Genomic DNA, 24,670 nt, shown 5'->3' on the forward strand with positions numbered 1-24,670 from the left:
TCAGCCGTCCGCCGCCACTCCCCCTCGCTCCCTCCCCCCCCCCCCCCCCCCTCCCTCCCCCCTCCCCCCCCCCCCCCCCCCCCCCCCCCCCCCCCCCCCCCCCCCCCCCCCCCCCCCCCCCCCCCCCCCCCCCCCCGCTACCGGGAAGGGCACGCCACGCGCCGCCTGACGTGCCCGTGTGGCCGTGGCTCGTGCGGTTGTGGGCGGACGCCCGGCAGTCGGGCGCGCGGCTGACGCTTGGGGGCGCCACCGGCGGCCGCTTGGGGTGTCAGGCCTCCTCGCGCCAGCCCTCGTGGGAGGTGGCCAAGGCGTCGAGGGCGTGGAGCAGGGCGGCCGTCCAGCCATCGGCAGGGGGGTCGAGGACGACGAGCCACTGGGCGTCCTCGGCGTCGTCCTCGCCGGCCAGGGCGTCGCGGACGATCTCCGGTTCGCCGAGGCCCGGGTGCTCGGCGTTGAGCTCCCCGGCGGCCTCGTCGGCGGCGTCGCGGTCGGGCAGGACGAGCAGCTGGCGGACGAAGGGGTCGCTGACGTCCGGGAGGTCGGTGGTGTGGTTCTCGGTCACCGGACCATTGTCCAGGTCTGACCGTGCCCTCAGCCGGGCCGGGTGGGGGGCGGCGGGGTCGGGCGCAGGGACCGCGGCCCCGGGCGGGAGTGTCCGCGGCGCGTGGGATGCTGGTAGGCGATGGCCAGGAAGAGTGCACCCGACGACCTGCTCGCCCCGCTGACCCTCGCGGTCGGCCAGGAGGAGCTGCTGCTGGACCGCGCGGTGGCCCAGGTGGTGGCCGCGGCGAAGGCGGCGGACCCGGACACCGATGTGCGGGACCTGCCGCCCGGTGGCCTGCAGCCCGGCAGCCTGGCCGAGCTGACCACGCCGTCCCTGTTCGCCGAGCGCAAGGTGATCGTGGTCCGGGCCGCCCAGGACCTCTCCGCCGACTCGGTGAAGGAGGTCAAGGCGTACATCGAGGACCCGGCCGAAGAAGTGATCATGGTGCTGGTGCATGCCGGCGGCGCCAAGGGCAAGGGTCTGCTGGACGCCGGCCGCAAGGCGGGTGGGCGGGAGGTGGCCTGCGCCAAGCTGACCAAAGCGAGCGAGCGGCTGGCCTTCGTCAAGGGCGAGTTCCGCACGCTGGGCCGCTCCGCGACCCCGGAGGCCTGTCAGGCGCTGCTGGACGCCCTCGGCAGTGACCTGCGCGAGCTGGCGGCCGCGTGCAGTCAGTTGACCTCGGACGTCGAGGGCACCATCGACGAGACGGTGGTGGCCCGCTACTACAGCGGCCGGGCCGAGGCGACCGGTTTCGAGGTGGCCGACCTGGCGGTCACCGGCCGGGCTGCGGAGGCACTGGAGCGGCTGCGCTGGGCGCTGGCCGTCGGCCAGCCGCCGACCGGAATCACCTACGCGCTGGCCTCCGGTGTGCGCAGCATCGGGCGGCTGGCGACGGCCGGGCGGAACCTGCGTCCGGCCGACCTGGCCCGCGAGTTGGGCATGCCGCCGTGGAAGGTGGACCGGGTCCGCCAGCAGATGCGCGGCTGGACCGGCGACGCGGTGGCGACCGCGCTGACCGCGATCGCCCAGGCCGACGCCGCCGTCAAGGGCGGCTCGGACGATCCGGCCTTCGCCCTGGAGCGCGCGGTGGTCGCCGTGGCCCGCGCCGCCCGGGCCGGCTCCCGCCCCGCGTACTGACGGTCCGGTGAGGGGGAGGGAGGGGGGCGGACCGGTCACCCGGTGCCCCCGCATCCCTTGCGCATCGAACGGCCGGCTCCCCCGGTGTCGGCCCGCAGCGCGGTGCGGACGCCTCCAGCGCACCTCGGTCGCGCCCGACCGGACAGAGCGGGCAGAGCAGCCAGATCGGCCATGGCGGCCGGACCCCGAAACGCGACAGGCGCCGCAGTCGGCCTCTGGGGAAGAGGCCGGCTGCGGCGCCTGCCGTACAGCTGGTGTGCACCGCACCCGCGTGGCGAACGCAGGCCGCGTGCGGTGCGAGTCTCGCACGCCTCGGGGTTCCGGGTAGAGGGCCGGGTCACCCCGCGGCGGTGGGGGGCCGAAGCCCCTGGGGGCGTCAGGCCTGGGCGGCGTTGACGCGCTTGGTGATGGCCGACTTCTTGTTGGCGGCCTGGTTGGCGTGGATGACGCCCTTGCTCACGGCCTTGTCGAGCGCCTTGGAGGCGGCGCGGGCCAGCACGACGGCCTTCTCGGTCTCGCCGGCGGCAGCGGCCTCACGGGCCTTGCGCAGAGCGGTCTTCAGCGAGGACTTGACGGCCTTGTTGCGCAGGCGCGCCTTCTCGTTGGTCTTGTTGCGCTTGATCTGGGACTTGATGTTCGCCACGAAGGAGCCTCAGTCTGTCTAAAAGGATCACGGGTGTCCCCCCCGACCGGGGCCGGGGAGGGGTTGCACACTGGAGGCCGTCGGTCCAGCTGAGAGGGCATGCCGAGGCCAGGTGCAGCAGCCCACGCTACCAAAGGCCCGCCGCCCGCCCCAAACCGGACCTCTCACGCACCCCTCGAACCCCGCCCAAAACGGGCCCGGCCCGGCCCCCGACCCCAGGCCCGCCCCGAACCCGCCCCCCGGCCGCGTCAGGCGCTCAGCACCGGCTCCCCGTAGTGCTCGACCACGGGGAACGGCCGGTAGTAGCGGTGCAGCAGCTCCCGCCACCGCTGGTACTCGGGCGAGCCGCGGAACCCCTCCGTGTGGTCGGCGAGCGTCTCCCACTCCACCTGGAGCAGGAAGCGCGAGCCGCGCCCCTCGTCGACGCAGCGCCGCAGTTCCAGCGAGCGGAACCCGCGTTGGACGGCGATGAGCGGACGGGCCTCGGCGAAGGCGGCGAGGAACTCGTCTTCCTGGCCGGGCAGGACGTCGAGCAGGGCGCTTTCCAGGATCATGGCGGGAGCATGGAGGGCCGTCCCGCCGCCGCGCAAGCACGGGCCGGAAGGCTCCGAGGTCCCGAACGGCGTCCCGTGTCGAGTCCGTGGGAAGATGGGAAGGACTATTTCGATCGGACGAGACCGTCCGGTCCCCGGGATAGCCGGTCAGCGATGATCCGGACACCCCCGGCCCCGGACCAACGGAGAATCGGACCAAGGTGCCCGCGACCCCCAGCAATGTGCCCCAGCCCAGCCGCACCGACCCGGCGCTGATCCGCAACTTCTGCATCATCGCCCACATCGACCACGGCAAGTCGACGCTCGCAGACCGGATGCTGCAGATCACCGGCGTCGTCGACCCGCGGCAGATGCGCGCCCAGTACCTCGACCGCATGGACATCGAGCGTGAGCGCGGCATCACCATCAAGTCGCAGGCGGTCCGCCTCCCGTGGGCTCCCAGGACGGGGCCGAACGCCGGGACGACGCACATCCTCAACATGATCGACACCCCGGGCCACGTGGACTTCACGTACGAGGTGTCCCGTTCCCTGGCGGCCTGCGAGGGCACCATCCTGGTGGTCGACGCGGCCCAGGGCATCGAGGCGCAGACCCTCGCCAACCTGTACCTGGCGCTGGAGAACGACCTCACGATCGTCCCGGTGCTCAACAAGATCGACCTCCCGGCCGCCCAGCCGGAGAAGTACGCCGAGGAGATCGCCCACATCATCGGCTGCGACTCCGCCGACGTGCTCAAGGTCAGCGCCAAGACCGGTCTGGGCGTCGAGGACCTGCTGGACCACATCGTCAACACCGTCCCGGCCCCGGTCGGCGTCGCGCAGGCCCCGGCCCGCGCGATGATCTTCGACTCGGTGTACGACGCCTACCGCGGCGTGGTCACCTACGTCCGTGTCGTGGACGGCCAGCTGAACAAGCGCGAGCGCATCGCGATGATGTCCACCGGCGCGACCCACGAGCTGCTGGAGATCGGCGTCATCTCGCCCGAGCCGAAGGTCGCCGACGGCCTGGGCGTCGGCGAGGTGGGCTACATCATCACCGGTGTGAAGGACGTCCGGCAGTCCAAGGTCGGTGACACGATCACCTCCCAGACCAAGGGCGCCACCGAGCCGCTCGGCGGTTACAAGGACCCGCGCCCGATGGTGTTCTCCGGCCTCTACCCGCTGGACGGTTCGGACTACCCGCTGCTGCGCGACGCCCTGGACAAGCTGCGCCTCAACGACGCCGCCTTGGTGTACGAGCCGGAGACCTCGGTCGCGCTGGGCTTCGGCTACCGCTGCGGCTTCCTCGGCCTGCTGCACCTGGAGATCATCCGGGAGCGCCTGGAGCGCGAGTTCAACCTCGACCTGATCTCCACCGCCCCGAACGTGGTCTATCGGGTGATCATGGAGGACGGCACCGAGCACACCGTCACCAACCCGAGCGAGTTCCCCACCGGCAAGATCGCCGAGGTGTACGAGCCGGTGGTGCGCGGCACCATCCTGGCGCCCAACGAGTTCGTCGGCGCGATCATGGAGCTCTGCCAGTCCCGCCGCGGCAACCTGCAGGGCATGGACTACCTGTCCGAGGACCGCGTCGAGCTGCGCTACACCCTGCCGCTCGCGGAGATCGTCTTCGACTTCTTCGACCAGCTGAAGTCCAAGACCCGCGGCTACGCCTCGCTCGACTACGAGCCCATCGGCGAGCAGAGCGCCAGCCTGGTCAAGGTCGACATCCTGCTGCACGGTGACGCGGTGGACGCCTTCTCCGCGATCGTGCACAAGGACAAGGCCTACAGCTACGGCGTGATGATGGCCGGCAAGCTGCAGAAGCTCATCCCCCGCCAGCAGTTCGAGGTGCCGATCCAGGCCGCCATCGGCTCCCGGGTGATCGCTCGCGAGACGGTCCGCGCGATCCGCAAGGACGTCCTCGCCAAGTGCTACGGCGGTGACATCTCCCGCAAGCGGAAGCTGCTGGAGAAGCAGAAGGAAGGCAAGAAGCGGATGAAGATGGTCGGCCGCGTGGAGGTCCCGCAGGAGGCCTTCATCGCCGCGCTGTCCACCGACGCCGAGGCGCCGAAGGAGAAGAAGTAGCCGCGAGCGGCACCAGGAAGGGCCCGGGCAACCGCCCGGGCCCTGCCGCGTCCGCCGCCGGGCCGGGCCGTGAGCCCTGCCGCGTCCGCCGACGGGCCGTGGGTCGATTCGGCTACCTCAGCGTGCCGAACACGACGCCGACGATCGCGGCCTTGGCCAGCCGCCCGGCGGTGCCGGTGAACACGGTGGGCTTCATGGAGTCGTCCGGGTGGACCAGCTGGAGCAGCCCGTCCCGGCGGCCGAGGCTCAGGCAGTGCACGACGTACCGGAACGAGAACGGCTTCGCGGTGCGCCCGTCGAGCAGCCTGCCGACGTAGCGCCCCTGCGGCAGGGCGGTGGCGCAGGCCATCCGGAGGGTGCCGATGCCGGGGACGGTGACGGCGGCGGCGTCGCCGACCACGTGGACGTCCGGGTGCGAGACCGACCGCAGGTGGTCGTCGACGAGGGCCCGGCCGCGGTCGTCCACGGCCAGTCCGGCCCGGGCGGCCAGCGGGTGCGGTTCCATCGAGGCGGTCCACATCGTGAGGTCGGCCGCGATCGGCCCGGCGGTGGTGCGCGGCCCGTCCGGGGTGACCTCGGTGACGGTGGTCTCCTCGTGGATCTCGACGCCGAGGCGGTCGAGGACGCGCCGGACGTGGGCACGGCCCTTGGGCGAGTAGATGCCGCCGACCTGCCCGGCCGAGACGATCCGCACCCGCCAGTCGGGGTGGGCCTCGGCGAGTTCGGCGGCCAGCTCGATGCCGGTGGCGCCGCCGCCGACGACGGCGAGGGTGCCGGGGCGGTGGGCTTCGCGGATCAGCCGCCGTACGTCGGCGGCGTGCTCCACGGGGTGGGCGTGCTCGACGGCCCCGGGGACGTCGTGCCAGGCGGTGCGGCTGCCGAGCGCGTAGACCAGGGTGTCGTAGCCGAGGGTGGTGCCGTCGTCCAGTGCGACGGTGCGGCCGGCCAGGTCGAGTTCGACGGCCCGGGCCCGGTGGTGCCGGATCCGGCGGCCGCGCGCGAGTTCGCCGATGGCGGGCCAGTCGCGGCCGCGGCCGGCCGCCGTCTCGTGCTGGCGGATGCGGTGCAGGAGCCGCTCCTCGGGGGCGACGAGGGTGACGGTCCGGCGCCGGGCGGCGCCCTTGGCCGCGTTGAGTCCGGCGTACCCGGCGCCCAGGACGACGATCCGCTTGCCGCTGTCGGGGGTGCTGCTGCTCATCTGGTCCCGCCTCCTCGCGAGGGCGCCCCGGCGGGGCGCCGTCCGGCTCCTGTGGAGCGCTGTTCGGGAGGGGGACGACGTGGCAGGCCGGGATGTGACGGTGATCCGCGTCACATGTCGTCGGCGGGTGTCAGGGGGCGGTGACCGGGCTGATCCGGCCGAGCTTCTCCGGGTTGACCACGACGTACGCCTCGGTGATCCGCCCGTCGGCCACGGTGAAGGCCAGCACGCCGCCGACGGCGCCGGTGGTCCGGTCGTACCAGACCAGGCCGGGTTCGCCGTTGACCAGCGCGTGGCCGGTCGCCACGTCGGGGGTGAACCACTTGGCGACCAGTCCGGCCACCATGCGGGCCACCCGGTCGACGCCGTGGATCGGGCGGACCCCGGCCCGGACGATGCCGCCGCCGTCGGAGTGCCAGACCACGTCGGGGTCGAGGATCTCCATCAGCCCGAGGATGTCGCCCCGGGTGCTGGCGGAGGCGAAGGCCTCGACGGCCCTGCGGTGTTCGGCCGGGTCGGTGCCGCCGGTCGGGCGGGTGTCGCCGGTCGGGCGGGTGTCGCCGGTCGGCCCGGCGCCGGAGCGCACCCGGCGGCGGGCCCGGGAGGCGAGCTGTCGGGTGGCGTCAGGGGTGCGGTCCAGGGAAGCGGCGATGTCCTCGAAGCCGACCGAGAACACGTCGTGCAGCACGAAGGCGGCCCGTTCGGCCGGGGTGAGCTGCTCCAGTACGGCGAGCAGGGCGAGCGAGACGGCCTCGCCGCGTTCGGCCAGTTCGTCGGGGGAGTCGGGGCCGCTCGCGTAGGTGACGGACGGCTCCGGCAGCCATTCGCCGTAGTAGGCCTCGCGGCGGGCCCGGGCGGAGCCGAGCTGGTCGTAGCAGAGCCGGGTGACCACGGTGGTGAGGAAGGCGCGCGGGTCGGCGACGGCGGCGTGGTCGGCGGCCTGCCAGCGCAGCCAGGCGTCCTGGAGGACGTCCTCGGCGTCGGTGAAGGAGCCGAGCAGCCGGTAGGCGACCGAGCCCAGGTAGCGGCGGTTCGTCTCGAACGCGTCCGGGGCCTGTTCGTCGTCGCTGGGCTGGGCGGTCACGGCAGTCACGGTAGCGAAGGCCGCGGGGGATGCGTAGAGCCGGGTCGGGTGGGTCCCGGCCCGGCTCTTCGCAGTGTCGGCCGGGTCAGTCGACCTCGGCCACGGCTTCCGCGAACTGCGCCTGGTAGAGCCGGGCGTAGGCGCCGTCGGCGGCGATCAGCTCGTCGTGCGAGCCCTGTTCCACGATGGAGCCGTTCTCCATCACCAGGATCACGTCGGCGTCCCGGATGGTGGAGAGCCGGTGGGCGATCACGAAGCTGGTGCGGCCGGTGCGCAGCCGGGCCATGGCCCGCTGGATCAGCACCTCGGTGCGGGTGTCGACCGAGCTGGTCGCCTCGTCCAGGACCAGGATGGACGGCTGGGCGAGGAAGGCTCGGGCGATGGTGATCAGCTGCTTCTCGCCCGCGCTGACGCCGGTGCCCTCGTCGTCGATGACGGTGTCGTAGCCGTCCGGCAGGGTGCGGACGAAGCGGTCGACGTGGGCGGCCTTGGCGGCCTCGACGACCTGCTCCCGGGTGGCGCCCTGGGCGCCGTAGGCGATGTTGTCGGCGATGGTGCCGCCGAACAGCCAGGTGTCCTGGAGCACCATGCCGATGCCGGAGCGCAGGTCCTCGCGGGACATCGCGGCGATGTCGACTCCGTCCAGGGTGATCCGCCCGCCGCTGACCTCGTAGAACCGCATCAGCAGGTTGACCATGGTGGTCTTGCCGGCGCCGGTGGGGCCGACGATGGCCACGGTCTGCCCGGGTTCGACCTTGAGCGAGAGGTCCTCGATGAGCGGCTTGTCCGGGTCGTAGCGGAAGGACACGTCCTGGAAGGCGACCCGGCCGCGGACCGCGTCCGGCTTCTCGGGCATGGCCGGCTCGGGGCTCTGTTCGGGGGCGTCGAGCAGTTCGAAGACGCGCTCGGCGGAGGCGACTCCGGACTGCACCAGGTTGGCCATGCTGGCGACCTGGGTGAGCGGCTGGCTGAACTGCCGGGAGTACTGGATGAAGGCCTGCACGTCGCCGATGGAGAGCGCGCCGCTGGCGACCCGCAGGCCGCCGACGACGGCGACCAGCACGTACTGCAGGTTGCCGATGAGCATCATCGCGGGCTGGATGATCCCGGAGATGAACTGGGCCCGGAAGCTGGCCTGGTAGAGCGCCTCGTTGTGCTCCCGGAAGGTTTCGGCGGACTCGCGCTGCCGGCCGAACACCTTGACCAGGGCGTGGCCGGTGTACATCTCCTCGATGTGGGCGTTGAGTTGGCCGGTGGACTTCCACTGCTGGACGAACTGGGGCTGGGCCCGCTTGCCGACCTTGGCGGCGACGACCACCGACAGCGGGACCGAGACCAGTGCGATCACGGCGAGCAGCGGGGAGATCCAGAACATCATCGCCAGCACACCGACCACGGTGAGCAGCGAGTTGACTACCTGTCCCATGGTCTGCTGCATGGACTGGCCGATGTTGTCGATGTCGTTGGTGACCCGGCTGAGCACTTCGCCGCGCGGCTGCTTGTCGAAGTAGCTCAGTGGCAGCCGGGCCAGTTTCGCCTCGACGTCCTGGCGCAGCCGGTAGCTGGCCGACTGGATCGCGTGGGTGGCGAGGCGGCCCTGGAAGATGCCGAAGACGGCGGAGGCGACGTAGATGCCGAGCACCCAGAGCAGGACGGAGCCGATGGCGTCGAAGTCCATGCCGTGGCCGGGGGTGAAGTCGACGGCGGAGAGCAGGTCGGCGACGCCGCCTTCGCCGTGGGCGCGCAGTCCGGCGATGACGTCGGCCTTGGAGGTGCCGGGCTGGAAGCGGGCGCCGATGACGCCGGCGAAGATCAGGTCGGTGGCGTCGCCGAGGATCTTGGGGCCGGTGACGGCGCAGCCGATGCCGAGCACGCCGAGTACCAGGACGCCGATCAGCAGTTTGCGCTCGGGGCGCAGCAGGCCGAGCACGCGCTTGCCGGAGCCCTTGAAGTCCATCGACTTCTCGGCGCCCTGGCCGCCCATGAAGCGTCCAGGGCCGGCCGGGCCGCGGCGGGCGGCGGCGGCCTGGGAGTCGCTGGGGAGGCTGTCCTCCGGTTCGCCGGACGGCTTTGCGGAGGGTGCGGAGGGCTTTGCGGAGGGCGCGCCGGGCAGCTTTCCGGCCGGGGCGCCGGTCAGCTTCGCGGACGGGATTCCGGAGGGGTTTCCGGGGCTGGTCACGCCGCCTCCTGCTCGGTGAGCTGGGAGAGCACGATCTCCCGGTATGTCGGGTTGTCGGCCATCAGTTCGTGGTGGGTTCCGGTGCCGACGACGGCGCCTTCGTCGAGGACGATGATCCGGTCGGCGTCGCGGATGGTGGACACGCGCTGGGCGACGATCAGGACGGTGGCGTCGGCGGTCTCGCGGGAGAGGGCCTTGCGCAGTCTGGCGTCGGTAGCGTAGTCGAGTGCCGAGAAGGAGTCGTCGAAGAGGTAGACGCCCGGCTTGCGGACCAGGGCGCGGGCGATGGCCAGGCGCTGGCGCTGGCCGCCGGAGACGTTGCTGCCGCCCTGGGCGATCGGGGCGTCCAGGCCTTCGGTCAGCTTCTCGACGAACTCCTTGGCCTGGGCGACCTCCAGGGCGTGCCAGAGTTCCTCGTCGGTGGCGTCGGGCCGGCCGTAGCGCAGGTTGCTGGCGACGGTGCCGGAGAACAGGTACGGCTTCTGGGGGACGATGCCGACGGTCTCGGCGATCGTCTCGGGGGCCAGTTCGCGCACGTCGACGCCGTCGAGCAGGACCCGGCCCCCGGTGGCGTCGAAGAGCCGGGGCACGAGGCCGAGCAGGGTGGACTTGCCGCTGCCGGTGGAGCCGATGATGGCGGTGGTCTCGCCGGGGCGGGCGGTGAGGTCGATGCCGCGCAGCACCGGGGCCTCGGCGCCGGGGTAGCGGAACTCGACGTCGCGCAGTTCCAGGTTCCCGCGGCGCAGCACCTCGGTGATCGGCGCGGCGGGCGGGACGACGCTGGAGGAGGTGGCGAGGACCTCCTGGACGCGTTCGGCGCAGACCTCGGCGCGCGGCACCATCATGAACATGAAGGTGGCCATCATGACGCTCATCAGGATCTGCATCAGGTAGGAGAGGAACGCGGTGAGCGCGCCGATCTCCATGTCGTGGCTCTCGATGCGGTGGGCGCCGAACCAGAGCACCGCGACGCTGGAGACGTTCACGACGAGCATCACGGCCGGGAACATCATGGACATCAGCCGGCCGACGGCCCGGGCGACCTGGGTGAGGTCCTCGTTGGCGTCGGCGAAGCGGGCCTGCTCGTGGCCGTCCTTGACGAAGGCGCGGATCACCCGGATGCCGGTGATCTGCTCGCGCAGCACCCGGTTCACGGTGTCGATCTTCTTCTGCATGCTGCGGAACTTGGGCCGCAGCGCCCGCACCAGCAGGGTGACGACGACGCCGAGCGCGGGGATGACGGCGAGCAGCAGGCCGGACAGCGGGACGTCCTGGTTGAGCGCCATGATGATGCCGCCGACGCACATGATCGGCGCGGCCACCATCAGGGTGAAGCTCATCAGGGCCAGCATCTGGACCTGCTGGACGTCGTTGGTGGTCCGGGTGATCAGGGAGGGCGCGCCGAACTCGCCGACCTCGCGGGCGGAGAAGCTCTGCACCCGGTCGAAGACGGCGGCGCGGACGTCGCGGCCGAAGGCCATCGCCGTGCGGGCGCCGAGGTAGACGGCGCCGATCGAGCAGAGCGCCTGGACGAGGGTGACGCCGATCATCACCGCCCCCAGGCGCAGGATGTAGCCGGTGTCGCCCTTGACCACGCCCTTGTCGATGATGTCGGCGTTGAGTGTGGGCAGGTACAGCGCCGCGAGGGTGGACACCAGCTGGAGTACCACCAGCAAGGTGATCGGTCGGGAATAGGGGCGCAGGTACGCCCGGAGCAGTCTGATCAGCACTGGCACACTCTTGTCGTCGCCGGTCGGGTTCGCACCCCAATTCTCGTTGTTCCGTGTCGTGCCACAGGCGATTCGGGGGCTGTCCGGCTGAGGTTTGCCGGGCCTTTGCCAAGGCGTCCCACGCACCGGGCGGCGGACGGGGCGTGTGCGGGGCGTCCGGCGCGGGCACGGGCGCCGGGACGCCGTGCCGGCTGGGCCCGCCCCCTTACGGAATGACCGGTTTCCCCCTAGGCTGCTGACTACGCCCTTGTTACTGACCGGTACCGCTCAGGTGAACCGGGGCCCCGGCGACCGCCCCCACGGACGCCGCAATCCCTCAGACGGCCACCCGCCCCCGGAGGTCCTCGTTGAGTTCCGCGCAATCCCTGATCGACTCCGGCAGTGCCGACATCGTCGCCGGGCGTCCCGCCTCCGTCGCCCACCTGTTCCTGGAGCGCGTCGCCGCGACCCCGAACGCGGAGGCCTACCGCCACCCCGCCCCGGTGGACGAGCACGCCGCGGACGGCGCCCCGGGCGCCGAGCAGTGGCGTTCGCTGACCTGGGCGCAGACCGCCGTACGGGTCAAGGCGGTGGCGGCCGGCCTGATGGCGCTCGGCATCCAGGCGGAGGACCGGGTCGCGCTGGCCTCCTCCACCCGGCTGGAATGGATCATCGCCGACCTCGGGGCCATGTGCGCGGGCGCCGCCATCACCACGGTCTACCCCAGCACCAACGCGGACGAGACCGCCTTCATCCTCTCCGACTCCGGCTCCAAGGCGCTGTTCGCGGAGAACGCCGCCCAGCTGGCCAAGGCCGTCGAGCAGATCGAGCAGCTGCCCGAGCTGCGCACCGTCGTCCTCTTCGACGCCCCCGCCGAGGCCCCCGAGACGGCCGGGCTGGAGCTGCTCACCCTCGCCCAGCTGGAGCAGCGCGGCGCCGAGTACCTGGAGCAGCACCCGGACGCGATCGAGAAGGCCGTCGCCGCGCTCGACAAGGAGCAGCTGGCCACGCTCATCTACACCTCCGGCACCACCGGCCGCCCCAAGGGCGTGCGCCTGGTGCACGACTGCTGGGCGTACGAGGGCCGGGCGCAGGAGGCCAGCGGGCTGCTGCGCTCCGACGACGTCCAGTTCATGTGGCTGCCGCTGTCGCACGTGTTCGGCAAGACGCTGATCTCGGGGCAGATCGCGACCGGCCACGTGATGGCGGTGGACGGCCGGGTCGACCGGATCATCCACAACCTGCCGGCCATCCGGCCGACCATCATGGCCTCCGCGCCGCGGATCTTCGAGAAGGTGTACAACGGCATCGCCGGCCGGGCCCGGGCCGAGGGCGGCGCCAAGTACAAGATCTTCATGTGGGCGGCCAAGGTCGCCCGCGACCACGCCCGGGTCGTCCAGGAGAACCGGATCGCCACCGGCGTCGGCAGCGCCCCGCTGGGACTGCGGGTGCAGCACGCGCTGGCCGACAAGCTGGTCTACGCCAAGATCCGGGCGGCCTTCGGCGGCCGGCTGCGCGGAGCCGTCTCCGGCAGCGCCGCGCTGGCCCCCGAGATCGGCTACTTCTTCCTCGGCGCCGGGGTGCCCATCCTGGAGGGCTACGGGCTCTCCGAGACCAGCGCCGGGTCCTGCGTCAACCGCGAGGAGGACGTCCGGATCGGCACGGTGGGCCGCCCGCTGCCCGGCACCGAGGTGCGGATCGCCGAGGACGGCGAGATCCTGCTGCGCGGCCCGGGCATCATGCGCGGCTACCACAACCTGCCGGAGAAGACGGCCGAGGTGCTGGAGCCGGACGGCTGGTTCCACACCGAGGACATCGGCGAGCTGAGCGCCGACGGCTTCCTGCGGATCACCGACCGCAAGAAGGACTTGTTCAAGACCTCCGGCGGCAAGTACGTGGCGCCCAGCGAGGTCGAGGGCAAGTTCAAGGCCGTCTGCCCGTTCGTCAGCAACATCCTGGTGATCGGCAACGGCCGCAACTACTGCACCGCGCTGATCGGCCTGGACGAGTCGGTGCTGATGCCGTGGGCCGCCGAGCACGGCCTGGCCGGCAAGAGCTACGCCGAGCTGGCCGAGGAGCCCGCCGTGCGCCGGCTGATCGAGGGCTTCGTGCAGCGCGTCAACGCCGACCTCCAGCGCTGGCAGACGATCAAGAAGTTCCACCTGCTGCCGCGCGACCTGGACATCGAGCACGGCGAGCTCACTCCGAGCCTGAAGATCAAGCGCCCGGTGGTCGAGCGGACCTACGCGGACGCGGTGACCGCCATGTACGCGGGCGCCAACGAGGCCTGAGCGGCACCGCTGCGGTACGGCCCGCCGGTTCCGGCGGGCCGTACGGGACAATGGGGTCATGCCCTCCGCACTCCCCGACGGCGAACCGGTGCCGTCCGACGGTTCCCTGCCCGCGCACGCCCTCTCCGGGCTGGGCTCCCGGCCGTTCGGCTTCTACCTCCACGTGCCGTACTGCGCCAGCCGCTGCGGCTACTGCGACTTCAACACCTACACGGCCACCGAGCTGCGCGCTTCCGGCGCCGTCGCCTCCCAGGAGACCTACGCCGACAACGTGGTCGCCGAGATCCGGCTGGCCCGCGAGGTGCTGGGAGACACCGACCTCCCGGTGCGCACCGTCTTCCTCGGCGGCGGCACCCCGACCCTGCTGCCGGCCCGCGACCTGGTGAAGATGCTCGCCGCGCTGCGCGATGAGTTCGGGCTCGACCCCGACGCGGAGATCACCACCGAGGCCAACCCGGAGTCCGTCGACGCGGCGTACCTGGCCGAGCTGCGCGCAGGCGGCTACAACCGGATCTCCTTCGGCATGCAGAGCGCCCGCCCGCACGTCCTGCGACTGCTCGACCGCCACCACACCCCGGGCCGCCCCGAGGCCTGCGTGGCCGAGGCCCGCGCGGCCGGCTTCGAGCACGTCAACCTCGACCTGATCTACGGCACGCCCGGCGAGTCCGACGACGACTGGCGGGCCTCCCTGGACGCGGCCATCGGTGCCGGGCCGGACCACGTCTCGGCGTACTCGCTGATCGTCGAGGAGGGCACCCGGCTGGCCGCGCGGGTCAAGCGCGGCGAACTGCCGATGATCGACGACGACGTGCACGCCGACCGCTACCTCATCGCCGAGCAGGCGCTCAGCGCGGCCGGCTACTCCTGGTACGAGGTCTCCAACTGGGCCACCACCCCGGAAGCCCGCTGCCGCCACAACGAGCTCTACTGGACCGGAGCCGACTGGTGGGGCGCCGGCCCCGGTGCCCACAGCCACGTCGGCGGCGTCCGCTGGTGGAACGCCAAGCACCCCGCCGCCTACGCCCAGGCGCTCGCCGAGCGCCGCACCCCGGCGCTGGGCCGCGAACTGCTGAGCGCCGAGGACCGCCGGGTCGAGCGCGTCCTGCTGGAACTGCGCCTGTCCGAGGGCGTCCCGCTGGAACTGCTCACCGACACCGGCCGCAAGGCCGCCGACCGGGCCCTGGCGGACGGCCTCCTCGCCCCCGAGCCGTACCTGGCCGGCCGCGCCGCGCTGACCCTCCAGGGGAGGCTGCTGGCGGACGCCGTCGTGCGTGACCTAGTGGACTGAGTGTCGTTAACGTGGTGTCAGCCGTCGGAGGGAGCGCGCAATGACCGCCATCGATGACCGGGTGACGGGGATCTTCGAGAACCTGGAGGTCCCCGAAGGCTTCAAAGCCGAGCTCATCAGGGGGGAAATCGTGATGATGGCCGGGCCGGACATGGTCCACAACATCATCGTCGAATCCATTCGAGACCAGCTTCCCCGGGCGCGGTGGCACCGCTTGACCACCCAGGACATCGATCTCCCCGGGTTGACGAGCGAGCCCCAGCCGGATCTGGTCGTGTTCGAGCGGGACGCCTTCGAGGGCCCCGGCCGCTTGGTCCCCGCGCCCGTCCTCACGTTGGTGGTCGAGGTCGTCTCCAAGACCAGCGTCCTGCGCGACTACCGGACCAAGCGAGAGTTGTACGCCGAGGGCGCGATTCCCGTGTACTTGGTCGTCGATCCGATCAAGGCTGTCTGCGTGCTCCTGTCCGAGCCGACCCGGGTGAGCGTCTCCGGGCTTCCGGACTACACGGTGGAGCGCACCACCAAGTTCGGCGAGCCCATTCCGTTGGATCTGCTCGGCATCGCGCTCGACACCTCGGAGTTCCAGACCTACGCCTGATCCGGCAGCGTCACGAAGTCGATCAGCTCCTCGACGCGACCCAGCAGTTCGGGCTCCAGGTCCTTGTAGGAGTCCACCCTCGACAGGATGTGCTTCCAGGCCGCCGGGGTGTCCACCGGCCAGCCGAGGCGGCGGCAGGTGCCCTCCTTCCAGTCCTCACCCCGGGGGACGGCGGGCCAGCCCGGGATGCCGACGGAGGCGGGCTTCACGGCCTGCCAGATGTCGATGTAGGGGTGGCCGACGACCAGTACCGAGTCGCCGGTGACCTGCGCGGCGATGCGGTGTTCCTTGGTGCCGGGGAGCAGGTGGTCGACCAGGACGCCGAGGCGGCGGCCGGGGCCGGGGGCGAAGTCGGCGACGATCGCGGGCAGGTCGTCGACGCCCCGCAGGTACTCCACGACCACGCCCTCGATCCGCAGGTCGTCGCCCCAGACCCGCTCGACCAGTTCGGCGTCGTGCCGGCCCTCCACGTAGATCCGGGACTCGCGGGCGACCCGGGCCCGCGCGCCGGGCACGGCGATCGAGCCGGAGGCCGTGCGGCCGGGCGCGCGGGCGGGCGCCGGGCCGGCGGGGCGGACCAGGGTCACCACCCGGCCCTCCAGCAGGAAGCCGCGCGGGACCATCGGGAACACCCGGTGCTTGCCGAAGCGGTCCTCCAGGGTGACGGTGAACCCCTCGGCGGTCTTCTCGCAGCGCACCACTGCCCCGCAGAAGCCCGTGGCGGCCTCCTCGACCACCAGGTCCGGCTCGGCGGGCACCTCCGGGGCAGGGGTCTGCCTCTTCCACGGCGGGGTGAGGTCGGGTCCGTACGGGCGGCTGCGCATACGGGTGATCATAGGGACGGCGGACGGGCCGTCAGAGCCCCGGCGCGCCCCAGAGCGGGAACCAGCGGCTCAGGTCCTTCTCCAGCCGCAGGTCGTTCCCCAGCATCGCGTTGACCTGCAGCTCCAGCGGACTGTTGCGCCGCTCGCCGCCGCCGGGCATCGGGGCGAACGGGTAGAACGAACCCCGCTTGTAGAGGTAGACCAGGGCCAGCGACTGGCCCTCCGGATTGCGGAAGCCCACCAGCGAGCAGAGCAGCTGGGGGCCGAAGCCGTTCGCCTCCAGCTCGCTGTTGACGGCGTGAAGGTCGTTGACCAGCTCGGGCAGTTCCTCGGGGGCGTGCCGGGCGAGCAGCCAGGAGTAGCCGTAGCCGTCCTTGGAGGCCTCCACCGGCACGCCGCCGCGTTCGGTGTCGGCGTCCAGCAGCGCCCGGACCTGCTGTTCGACCTGGACGAAGGCCGCGCCCTCGACGGCCGCGAAGCAGACCGAACCGAGCCCGGTGGGGGTGAAGGCGGCCCCGGCCTCCAGGGTGAGCGCGGCGGACGGCACGCCGAACAGCTGGTCGAGGTCGGGCTTGACGGGCTTGCTGCGGCCGAACAGGGCGTCCAGGATTCCCACGGCGGTCCTTTCGAGGCGGGAGGGGCTCAGCGGCTCCGGGCGGGAGGGCTCAGCGGCCGAGCTGCTCGGAGATCTTCGCCAGCTGCGCCAGCCGCTTCTCCAGCGTCGGGTGGGTGGAGAACAGCTGCGAGGCGGTCTCCCGGGCGCTCAGCGCGGGGGCGAAGTAGAAGGCGTTGTACGGCTGCGACTTGCGCAGGTCCTCGGTGGGGATGGCGGCGATCTGCCCGGTCACCTTCGTCAGGGCGGAGGCCAGGGCGCTGGGCCGGCCGGTGAGCTGGGCGGCGGCCCGGTCGGCGGCCAGCTCGCGGTAGCGCGAGAGCAGCCGGGTGAGCAGGAAGCTGATCGCGTAGACGACCATCGACACCAGCGGGATGATCAGCGCCACGATGGCCGCGTTCTGGTCGTTGTTGTTGCGCCCGCCGCCCATGAAGCCGCCGTACACGGCGATCCGGGTCATCGCCCCGGCGAGCACGCCGAGGAAGCCGGCGATGGTCATCACCGCGACGTCCCGGTGGGCGACGTGCGACAGCTCGTGCGCGAGGACGCCCTCCAGTTCCTCCGGTTCGAGCCGGCGCAGCAGGCCGGTGGTCACGCAGACCACGGCGTTCTGCGGGTTGCGGCCGGTGGCGAAGGCGTTCGGCATGTCGTTGTCGGCGACCGCCACGCGGGGCTTGGGCATGTCGGCCAGGGCGCAGAGCCGGTCGATGGTGCCGTGCAGCTGGGGGAACTGCTCCTCGCTCACCGGACGGGCGCCCATCGCCCGTTCGGTGATCTTGTCGCTGAACCAGAACTGGGCCACGAACAGCCCGCCGGAGATCAGGACGATCAGCGGCCAGGCCCCGCGCAGCAGCGCGATCAGCAGACCCGTGAAACCGACGTACAGCAGCCCGATCACGAACATCGTCGCGACCATGCGGCTGGTCAGGCCGCGGTCGGGTGCGAAGCGGGTGTGCTGGCCCGAGCTCGACATTGCTTGCTCCTCCGATCGCCGTCGCTTTCGATGCTGCCACCCGGACGGCCCCGGGGCACCACCCCCGCGCCGCGAGTTGCGGCGGCCGGGTCGGCGCTCCGGCACCGCGCTCCGGCGCCGCCCCGGAACCGCGCCCCCGAACTGCGGGCAGGATCACCCCGGCCGGGCCGTTCCTGCGGTAGGACCCGGGCCTTACACTGGCAGGTACGGTTCTGGCACTCGTGTGCGCAGAGTGCCAGGGTCGGGGTCCCTGCCCGAGCGGCCCGCAGCATCACAGACGGACAACGTGCGAAGACGGAGGTGCGTGCCCCATGGCCGGTGAGGTCCGCCAGCTGGACGACCGCAAGCTCGCCGTGCTGCGCGCGATCGTCCAGGACTACGTCGGCACCGAGGAGCCGGTCGGCTCCAAGGCCCTGGTGGAGCGGCACAACCTCGGGGTCTCCCCGGCCACCGTGCGCAACGACATGGCGGCGCTGGAGGAGGAGGGCTACATCCACCAGCCGCACACCAGCGCCGGGCGCATCCCCACCGACAAGGGCTACCGGCTGTTCGTCGACAAGCTCGCCGAGGTCAAGCCGATGAGCGCCCCGGAGCGCCGGGCGATCCGGCACTTCCTGGACGGCGCCGTCGACCTGGACGACGTGGTGGCCCGTACGGTGCGGCTGCTCGCGCAGCTCACCCGGCAGGTCGCCGTGGTGCAGTACCCCTCGCTGACCCGTTCCACCGTCCGGCACATCGAGCTGGTGGCGCTCGCCCCGGCCAAGGTGATGCTGGTCCTGATCACCAACACCGGCCGGGTCGAGCAGCGGATGGTCGACTGCCCGGGCACGGTCGGCGAGACGCTCCTGGCCGACCTGCGGGCGCGGATCAACGCGCGCGCCGCCGGCCAGCGGCTGCCGGACGTCCCGGGCCTGCTGGAGGACCTTCCGGCCACCTTCGAGCAGATCGACCGGCCGACCGTCAGCACGGTCCTGGCGACCCTGTTCGAGGCGTTGGCCGAGCAGAACGAGGAGCGGATCATGCTGGCCGGCACGGCCAACCTGACCCGCCTCGGGCACGACTTCCCGCTCACCATCCAGCCGGTGCTGGAGGCCCTGGAGGAGCAGGTCGTCCTGCTCCGCCTCCTGGGTGAGACCACGGACGCCGCGATGACGGTCCGGATCGGGCGCGAGAACGCCTACGAGGGGCTGAATTCCACCTCGGTCGTGTCGGTCGGCTACGGTTCGGGCGAGGAGAGCGTGGCCAAACTGGGTGTGATCGGTCCGACCCGGATGGACTACCCGGGCACAATGGGGGCGGTTCGAGCGGTGGCACGGTACGTGGGGCAGATCCTGGCCGAGTCGTAGCAAGCAGCCACCGTCAGACCTCTGGCGGTGGTGTCCAGTCGCACTACTACAGGCGGAACAAGCGGAGCATTTGGTGGCCACGGACTACTACGCGGTACTCGGCGTCCGACGGGATGCGGGGCAGGACGAGATCAAGAAGGCGTTCCGGCGCCTGGCACGCGAACTGCACCCGGACGTCAACCCGGACCCGAAGACGCAGGAGCGGTTCAAGGAGATCAACGCCGCCTACGAGGTGCTCTCCGATCCGCAGAAGCGCCAGGTCTACGACCTCGGCGGGGACCCGCTGTCGCCGGGCGGCGGCGGTGGCGCGGGCGGCTTCGGCGCCGGCGCGGCGGGCTTCGGCTTCTCCGACATCATGGACGCCTTCTTCGGCGCCGCGGCCGGCCAGCGCGGCCCGCGCTCGCGCACCCGCCGCGGCCAGGACGCCATGATCCGGCTGGAGATCACCCTGGAGGAGGCCGCCTTCGGCACCACCAAGGAACTCCAGGTCGACACCGCCGTCACCTGCACCACCTGCAGCGGCGAGGGCGCGGCCCCCGGCACCTCCGCGCAGACCTGCGACATGTGCCGCGGCAAGGGCGAGGTCTCCCAGGTCACCCGCTCGTTCCTGGGGCAGGTCATGACCTCCCGCCCCTGCCCCCAGTGCCAGGGCTTCGGCACCGTCGTGCCGACCCCGTGCCCCGAGTGCGCCGGCGACGGCCGGGTCCGCGCCCGCCGCACCCTGACCGTCAAGATCCCGGCCGGTGTCGACAACGGCACCCGCATCCAGCTGGCCGGCGAGGGCGAGGTCGGTCCCGGCGGCGGCCCGGCCGGCGACCTGTACGTCGAGATCGCCGAGACCACCCACACCGTCTTCCAGCGGCGCGGGGACGACCTGCACTGCACCGTCACCATCCCGATGACGGCCGCCGCGCTCGGCACCCAGGTGCCGCTGCAGACCCTGGACGGGCTGGAGGAGGTCGACATCCGGCCCGGCACCCAGTCCGGCCAGTCGATCCCGCTGCACGCCCGGGGCATCACCCACCTGCGCGGCGGCGGCCGGGGCGACCTGATAGTGCACGTCGAGGTGCAGACGCCCACCAAGCTCGACCCCGAGCAGGAGGAGCTGCTGCGCCGGCTCGCCGTGCTGCGCGGCGAGGAGCGCCCGTCCGGCCAGTTCGCGCCGGGGCAGCAGGGCCTGTTCTCGCGCCTGAAGGACGCCTTCAACGGCCGGTGAGCCGTCCGGAAGGGGGTGCCGGGGTCCGATCCCGGCACCCCCTTCGCGTTGCCCATCCGCCCACCCCTCCGGAGGACCACCCCATGACCGCCCCCGTCTTCGTCGTCGAGACCGAGCGGATCGCCGCCGCCGCGCCCGGGGCGCTGGTGCGCCTGGACGGGGCGGAGGGGCGGCACGCGGCCGCGGTGAAGCGGCTGGAGGCCGGCGAGGCGGTGACCCTCGCGGACGGCCTGGGTCTCGGCGTGGACGGGACGGTCGCCGAGGTGCTCGGCAAGGACGCGATCGACGTCACGGTGGCCGCCGTGCGCCGGGAGCCGGAACCGGCGCCGCGGATCGTCGTCGTCCAGGCGCTGCCCAAGGGCGACCGCGGCGAGCTGGCGGTGGAGACCATGACCGAGGTCGGCGTGGACGTGGTGATCCCCTGGGCGGCCTCGCGCTGCATCACCCAGTGGAAGGGCGACCGCGGCGCCAAGGCGCTCGCCAAGTGGCGGGCCACCGCCCGGGAGGCCGGCAAGCAGTCCCGCCGGCTGCGCTTCCCCGAGGTGCGCGAGCCGATGACCACCAGGCAGCTGGCCCCGCTGCTGGCGCAGTCCGCGCTGGCCGCCGTGCTGCACGAGGAGGGCGCCGAGCCGCTGGCGCACGCCGCCCTGCCGGAGGCGGGGGACATCGTGCTGGTGGTCGGCCCGGAGGGCGGGGTCTCCCCGGAGGAGTTGGCCGCCTTCGCCGAGGCGGGCGCGAAGCCGTACCGGCTGGGTCCGTCGGTGCTGCGCACCTCCACCGCGGGCGTCGCCGCCGGCGCCCTGCTGCTGGGGCGCACCGGCCGCTGGGCCTAGACCTCAAAGCGCGCGGCCGGGCCACCCTGCGCCGGGCGGGAGTTGGGGAAAGCGGAGCGGCCCGTACGCGGGGCTGCCTACGCTGGCCGGATGACGGACACCCTGAGCACCTCCGCGGGCGCCTATCTGCGCCATCCCCATCTGCACGGTGACCTGCTCACCTTCGTCGCCGAGGACGACCTGTGGCTGGCCCCGCTGGACGGTGGGCGGGCCTGGCGGCTGACGGCGGACCACCTCCCGGTGCACCACCCGAGGTTCTCCCCGGACGGGCGCCACATCGCCTTCTCCTCGCCCCGGGACGGCGCCCCGGAGGTGCACGTGGTGCCGGTGGACGGCGGGCCGTCCCGGCGGCTCACCCACTGGGGCAGCCACCAGACCCGGGTGCAGGGCTGGACGGCCGACGGCCGCCCGATCGCCACCACCAGCGCCGGTGAGGCCAGCGCGCGCCACAGTTGGGCGCACGCGGTGCCGCTGGACGGCGGCGAGCCGGTGCGGCTGCCGTACGGGCCGGTCGGCGGGCTGGCCTTCGAGCCGGACGGCGAGCGCGTCCTGCTGGTGACCGCCAACAACCGCGAGCCGGCCTGGTGGAAGCGCTACCGGGGCGGCCGGGCCGGCAAGTTGTGGCTCGGGCGGGACGAATTCACGCGCGTGCACGAGGAGTTGGACGGGCAGCTCGACTCCCCGCTGTGGGTGCCCGGTGCCGGCGGCCAGGGCGGCCGGATCGCCTTCCTCTCCGACCACGAGGGCGTCGGCGAGCTGTGGTCCAGCCGCCCGGACGGCTCCGACCTGCGCCGCCACACCGGCGACCCGGACGGCTTCTACGCCCGCAACGCCGGCACCGACGGCACCCGGGTCGTCTTCCACCGGGCCGGTGACCTCTGGCTGCTGGAGGACCTGGACGGCGCCGAGCCGCGCCGCCTGGACGTCCGGCTGGCCGGCCCGCGCACCGGCCGCCGCCCCGGCCCGGTGCACCCCGCGCAGTGGCTGGAGTCCGTCGCCCCGGACCGCACCGGCCGGGCCGGCGCCGTGGTGGTGCGCGGCGGCGTGCACTGGCTGACCCACCGGGAGGGCCCGGCCCGGGTGCTGGACGAGACCCCGGGGGTGCGCGGGCGCCTGGCCGCGGTGGTTCCCGGCGAGGACGGCGCCCAGGGCGTGCTCTGGGTGTCCGACGCCGAGGGCGAGGACGCCCTGGAGTACGCGCCGGCCGTGCACGGCGCCGAGCGGCGCAGGCTGGCCGCCGGGCGGCTCGGCCGGGTCAACTCCCTGGTGGTCTCCCCGGACGGCAAGCAGGCGGCGCTCGGCGTGCACGACGGCCGGCTGCTGGTTGTGACGCTGGCCGACGGCGCCGTGCACGAGCTGGAGCGCAGCACCGACGGGGAGGTCAGCGGACCGGCGTTCAGTCCGGACTCGGCCTGGCTGGCGTGGTCCCGCCCGGTGCACGGGGTGGGCCCGTACTCGCTGCGCCAGATCGTGCTGGCGAACCTGGCCACCCGCACCGTCAGCGAGGTCACCCAGCAGCGCTTCGTGGACACCTCGCCCGCCTTCACCGCGGACGGCCGCTACCTGGCCTTCCTGTCGGTGCGCGACTTCGACCCGGTGTACGACGCGCACGCCTTCGACCTGTCCTTCCCGAACGGCTGCCGCCCGTACCTGATCACGCTGGCCGCCGACACGCCGTCCCCGTTCGGGCCGCAGCGGGCCGGGCGGCCGCTCGGCGGGGAGGAGGACGAGCCCAAGGGCCGCACGGCGGACGGCACGGCGGAGGGCGAGGGCGGGGCCGAGGCCGCGCCGGTGACCAGGGTGGACCTGGACGGCATCGCCGACCGGATCGTCCCGTTCCCGGTGGAGGGCGGCCGGTTCCACACGCTGGCCGCGGCCAAGGACGGCGTGCTGTGGACCAGGGTGCCGCTGCTCGGCGAACTCGGCGACGGGGCGGCCTCGCTGGAGGAGGAGCGGCCGCGGCCGGTGCTGGAGCGCTTCGACCTCAGGAAGCGCCGGGCCGAGCAACTGGTGCACGGCGTCGACGCGTTCGCGGTCAGCGGGGACGGCACCCGGGTGGCCGTGCTGGACGAGGGCGAGCTGCGGATCGTCCCGGCCGACCGCAAGGCCGGCGGCGAGGACGACGAGACGACCGTCGACCTCGCCCGGCTGCGGGTGACCGTCGACCCGGCCGCCGAGTGGCGGCAGATGTACGCCGAGACCGGCCGGCTGATGCGGGACAACTTCTGGCGCCCCGACCTCGGCGGGGTGGACTGGGCAGGGGTGCTGGAGCGCTACCGGCCGCTGGTCGAGCGGGTCGGCTCCCACGACGAACTCGTCGACCTGCTCTGGGAGGTGCACGGTGAGCTGGGCACCTCGCACGCCTACGTGATCCCGAACGGCCGCTACACCGAGCCCGCCCGGCGCCAGGGCCTGCTGGGCGCCGACCTGGTGAAGGACGGCGAGCACTGGCGGATCGCCCGCATCCTGCCGGGGGAGTCCTCCGATCCGAGGGCCCGCTCGCCGCTGGCCGCGCCCGGTGCGGCGATCCGCCCGGGCGACGCGGTGCTCGCCGTCAACGGCCGCCCGGTGGACCCGGTCACCGGCCCGGCGCCGCTGCTGGCCGGCACCGCCGGGCAGCCGGTGGAGCTGACCGTGGCCGGCAAGGACGGCACCGACCGACGCCACCCGGTGGTCGTCCCGCTCGCCGACGAGGAGGCGCTGCGCTACCACGACTGGGTGGCCGGGCGGCGGGCCGCGACGCGCGAGCTGTCCGGCGGCCGGCTCGGCTACCTGCACATCCCGGACATGCAGACGGCCGGCTGGGCGCAGCTGCACCGGGACCTGAGCACCGAGATGGCCCGGGAGGGCGTGATCGTCGACGTCCGGGACAACCGGGGCGGCCACACCTCGCAGCTGGTGATCGAGAAGCTGGCCCGCCGGATCGTCGGCTGGGACGTCATCCGGGACACCGACAACCCGGTGCCGTACCCGATGGACGCCCCGCGCGGGCCGGTGGTCGCGATCGCCAACGAGCTGTCCGGCTCGGACGGTGACGTCGTCAACGCCGCCATCCAGGCGCTCGGGATCGGCCCGGTGGTCGGCACCCGCACCTGGGGCGGGGTGATCGGCATCGACAGCCGCTACCGGCTGGTCGACGGCACGCTGGTCACCCAGCCCAAGTACGCGTTCTGGCTGGAGAACTACGGCTGGGGCCTGGAGAACCACGGCGTCGACCCGGATGTCGAGGTGCCGTTCGCCCCGCACCACTGGGCGGCCGGCGAGGACCCCCAGCTGGCCGAGGCCGTCCGGATCGCCCTGGCGGCCCTGGCGCGGACCCCGGCCCGGACGCCGCCGCCGCTGCCCTGGGCGTAGTGGGGGCGTCCCGGAGCGGGACCGCCGGCGATCCCGGCCCCCCGCTTCGGGGCGTGGCTGGGCTGCCCCGCTGTGCCGGACCGGATCGTGGTCCCCGGTGCGCCGCGGGCACCCGCAGGAGCACCCGCGCGAGCACCCGCAGGACCACCGGCGGGCGCTCGCGCGGCTCGGCTAGGCTGCGGCCGTACGGCCCGTGAACCCGTGATCCACGACCCAC

19 protein-coding genes are annotated in these 24,670 nt (G+C 72.9%); 9 read left to right on the forward strand and 10 right to left on the reverse strand.

Going from position 1 to position 24,670, the window contains the following annotated elements; genetic code table 11:
• Window positions 1-268 precede the first annotated feature (268 nt).
• Window positions 269-562: a hypothetical protein gene (locus ACZ4WV_RS33395; RefSeq protein ID WP_465752518.1), complete on the reverse strand. Its 294-nt coding sequence runs from the start codon at window positions 560-562 to the stop codon at window positions 269-271.
• A gap of 120 nt (window positions 563-682) precedes the next feature.
• Here ACZ4WV_RS33395 and holA point away from each other — a divergent pair, with 120 nt between their 5' ends.
• Window positions 683-1,681, forward strand: a complete 999-nt coding sequence (gene holA / locus ACZ4WV_RS33400) for a DNA polymerase III subunit delta (protein WP_465752520.1) — start codon at window positions 683-685, stop codon at window positions 1,679-1,681.
• 376 nt (window positions 1,682-2,057) lie between these two features.
• Here holA and rpsT read toward each other — a convergent pair whose 3' ends face one another.
• Window positions 2,058-2,324: a 30S ribosomal protein S20 gene (rpsT, locus tag ACZ4WV_RS33405; RefSeq protein ID WP_313763725.1), complete on the reverse strand. Its 267-nt coding sequence runs from the start codon at window positions 2,322-2,324 to the stop codon at window positions 2,058-2,060.
• A gap of 248 nt (window positions 2,325-2,572) precedes the next feature.
• On the reverse strand, window positions 2,573-2,878 hold the full coding sequence (locus ACZ4WV_RS33410) for an antibiotic biosynthesis monooxygenase family protein (RefSeq protein WP_465752522.1): 306 nt from the start codon (window positions 2,876-2,878) through the stop codon (window positions 2,573-2,575).
• A 200-nt stretch (window positions 2,879-3,078) separates the two neighbouring features.
• Here ACZ4WV_RS33410 and lepA point away from each other — a divergent pair, with 200 nt between their 5' ends.
• Window positions 3,079-4,947, forward strand: coding sequence for a translation elongation factor 4 (gene lepA, locus ACZ4WV_RS33415; protein ID WP_465752524.1), 1,869 nt, complete (start codon window positions 3,079-3,081; stop codon window positions 4,945-4,947).
• Between the two features lie 112 nt (window positions 4,948-5,059).
• On the opposite strand, the gene ACZ4WV_RS33420 is transcribed toward lepA, so the two are convergent.
• From ACZ4WV_RS33420 to ACZ4WV_RS33435, 4 genes are all read right to left on the reverse strand, one after another.
• Window positions 5,060-6,145 carry an NAD(P)/FAD-dependent oxidoreductase gene (locus ACZ4WV_RS33420; RefSeq protein WP_465752525.1) on the reverse strand — a complete coding sequence of 362 codons (1,086 nt, stop codon included), beginning with the start codon at window positions 6,143-6,145 and terminating at the stop codon, window positions 5,060-5,062.
• A gap of 130 nt (window positions 6,146-6,275) precedes the next feature.
• On the reverse strand, window positions 6,276-7,229 hold the full coding sequence (gene sigJ / locus ACZ4WV_RS33425; protein WP_465752527.1) for an RNA polymerase sigma factor SigJ: 954 nt from the start codon (window positions 7,227-7,229) through the stop codon (window positions 6,276-6,278).
• Between the two features lie 85 nt (window positions 7,230-7,314).
• On the reverse strand, window positions 7,315-9,213 hold the full coding sequence (locus tag ACZ4WV_RS33430; protein ID WP_465752578.1) for an ABC transporter ATP-binding protein: 1,899 nt from the start codon (window positions 9,211-9,213) through the stop codon (window positions 7,315-7,317).
• 191 nt (window positions 9,214-9,404) lie between these two features.
• On the reverse strand, window positions 9,405-11,138 hold the full coding sequence (locus ACZ4WV_RS33435) for an ABC transporter ATP-binding protein (protein ID WP_465752529.1): 1,734 nt from the start codon (window positions 11,136-11,138) through the stop codon (window positions 9,405-9,407).
• A 347-nt stretch (window positions 11,139-11,485) separates the two neighbouring features.
• Between ACZ4WV_RS33435 and ACZ4WV_RS33440 the strand changes: the two genes are divergently transcribed.
• The 3 genes from ACZ4WV_RS33440 to ACZ4WV_RS33450 are packed head-to-tail and all read left to right on the forward strand — an operon-like array spanning window position 11,486 to window position 15,294.
• On the forward strand, window positions 11,486-13,408 hold the full coding sequence (locus ACZ4WV_RS33440; protein ID WP_465752531.1) for an AMP-dependent synthetase/ligase: 1,923 nt from the start codon (window positions 11,486-11,488) through the stop codon (window positions 13,406-13,408).
• Between the two features lie 58 nt (window positions 13,409-13,466).
• Entirely contained in the window at window positions 13,467-14,696 is a 1,230-nt protein-coding gene (hemW, locus tag ACZ4WV_RS33445; protein ID WP_465752533.1) for a radical SAM family heme chaperone HemW, read from the forward strand.
• A gap of 40 nt (window positions 14,697-14,736) precedes the next feature.
• Complete coding sequence (locus ACZ4WV_RS33450) at window positions 14,737-15,294, forward strand: Uma2 family endonuclease (protein ID WP_465752535.1); 558 nt, start codon at window positions 14,737-14,739, stop codon at window positions 15,292-15,294.
• Here the strand turns inward: ACZ4WV_RS33450 and ACZ4WV_RS33455 are convergent.
• From ACZ4WV_RS33455 to htpX, 3 genes are read right to left on the reverse strand one after another with little or no spacing between them, the layout of a single operon-like run.
• Window positions 15,285-16,118: a DUF3097 domain-containing protein gene (locus ACZ4WV_RS33455; protein WP_465752537.1), complete on the reverse strand. Its 834-nt coding sequence runs from the start codon at window positions 16,116-16,118 to the stop codon at window positions 15,285-15,287. The two genes, ACZ4WV_RS33450 and ACZ4WV_RS33455, sit on opposite strands and share 10 nt — an antisense overlap.
• A gap of 31 nt (window positions 16,119-16,149) precedes the next feature.
• A complete protein-coding gene (gene pspAB / locus ACZ4WV_RS33460) occupies window positions 16,150-16,734 on the reverse strand; it encodes a PspA-associated protein PspAB (RefSeq protein ID WP_465752539.1) in 585 nt (194 codons plus the stop codon).
• 49 nt (window positions 16,735-16,783) lie between these two features.
• Window positions 16,784-17,704: a zinc metalloprotease HtpX gene (gene htpX, locus ACZ4WV_RS33465; RefSeq protein ID WP_465752541.1), complete on the reverse strand. Its 921-nt coding sequence runs from the start codon at window positions 17,702-17,704 to the stop codon at window positions 16,784-16,786.
• 311 nt (window positions 17,705-18,015) lie between these two features.
• Here htpX and hrcA point away from each other — a divergent pair, with 311 nt between their 5' ends.
• The 4 genes from hrcA to ACZ4WV_RS33485 all read left to right on the forward strand — a co-directional run bounded on the left by hrcA (window position 18,016) and on the right by ACZ4WV_RS33485 (window position 24,453).
• Entirely contained in the window at window positions 18,016-19,050 is a 1,035-nt protein-coding gene (gene hrcA / locus ACZ4WV_RS33470) for a heat-inducible transcriptional repressor HrcA (RefSeq protein WP_465752545.1), read from the forward strand.
• A gap of 73 nt (window positions 19,051-19,123) precedes the next feature.
• Window positions 19,124-20,266: a molecular chaperone DnaJ gene (gene dnaJ, locus ACZ4WV_RS33475; protein WP_465752547.1), complete on the forward strand. Its 1,143-nt coding sequence runs from the start codon at window positions 19,124-19,126 to the stop codon at window positions 20,264-20,266.
• Between the two features lie 83 nt (window positions 20,267-20,349).
• A complete protein-coding gene (locus ACZ4WV_RS33480; RefSeq protein ID WP_465752549.1) occupies window positions 20,350-21,099 on the forward strand; it encodes a 16S rRNA (uracil(1498)-N(3))-methyltransferase in 750 nt (249 codons plus the stop codon).
• 90 nt (window positions 21,100-21,189) lie between these two features.
• The gene (locus ACZ4WV_RS33485) at window positions 21,190-24,453 is read left to right on the forward strand and encodes a S41 family peptidase (RefSeq protein ID WP_465752551.1); all 3,264 of its coding nucleotides are present in this window, start codon (window positions 21,190-21,192) and stop codon (window positions 24,451-24,453) included.
• Window positions 24,454-24,670 lie beyond the last annotated feature (217 nt).

The sequence above is a fragment of the Kitasatospora sp. NPDC029312 genome, from assembly GCF_055569215.1.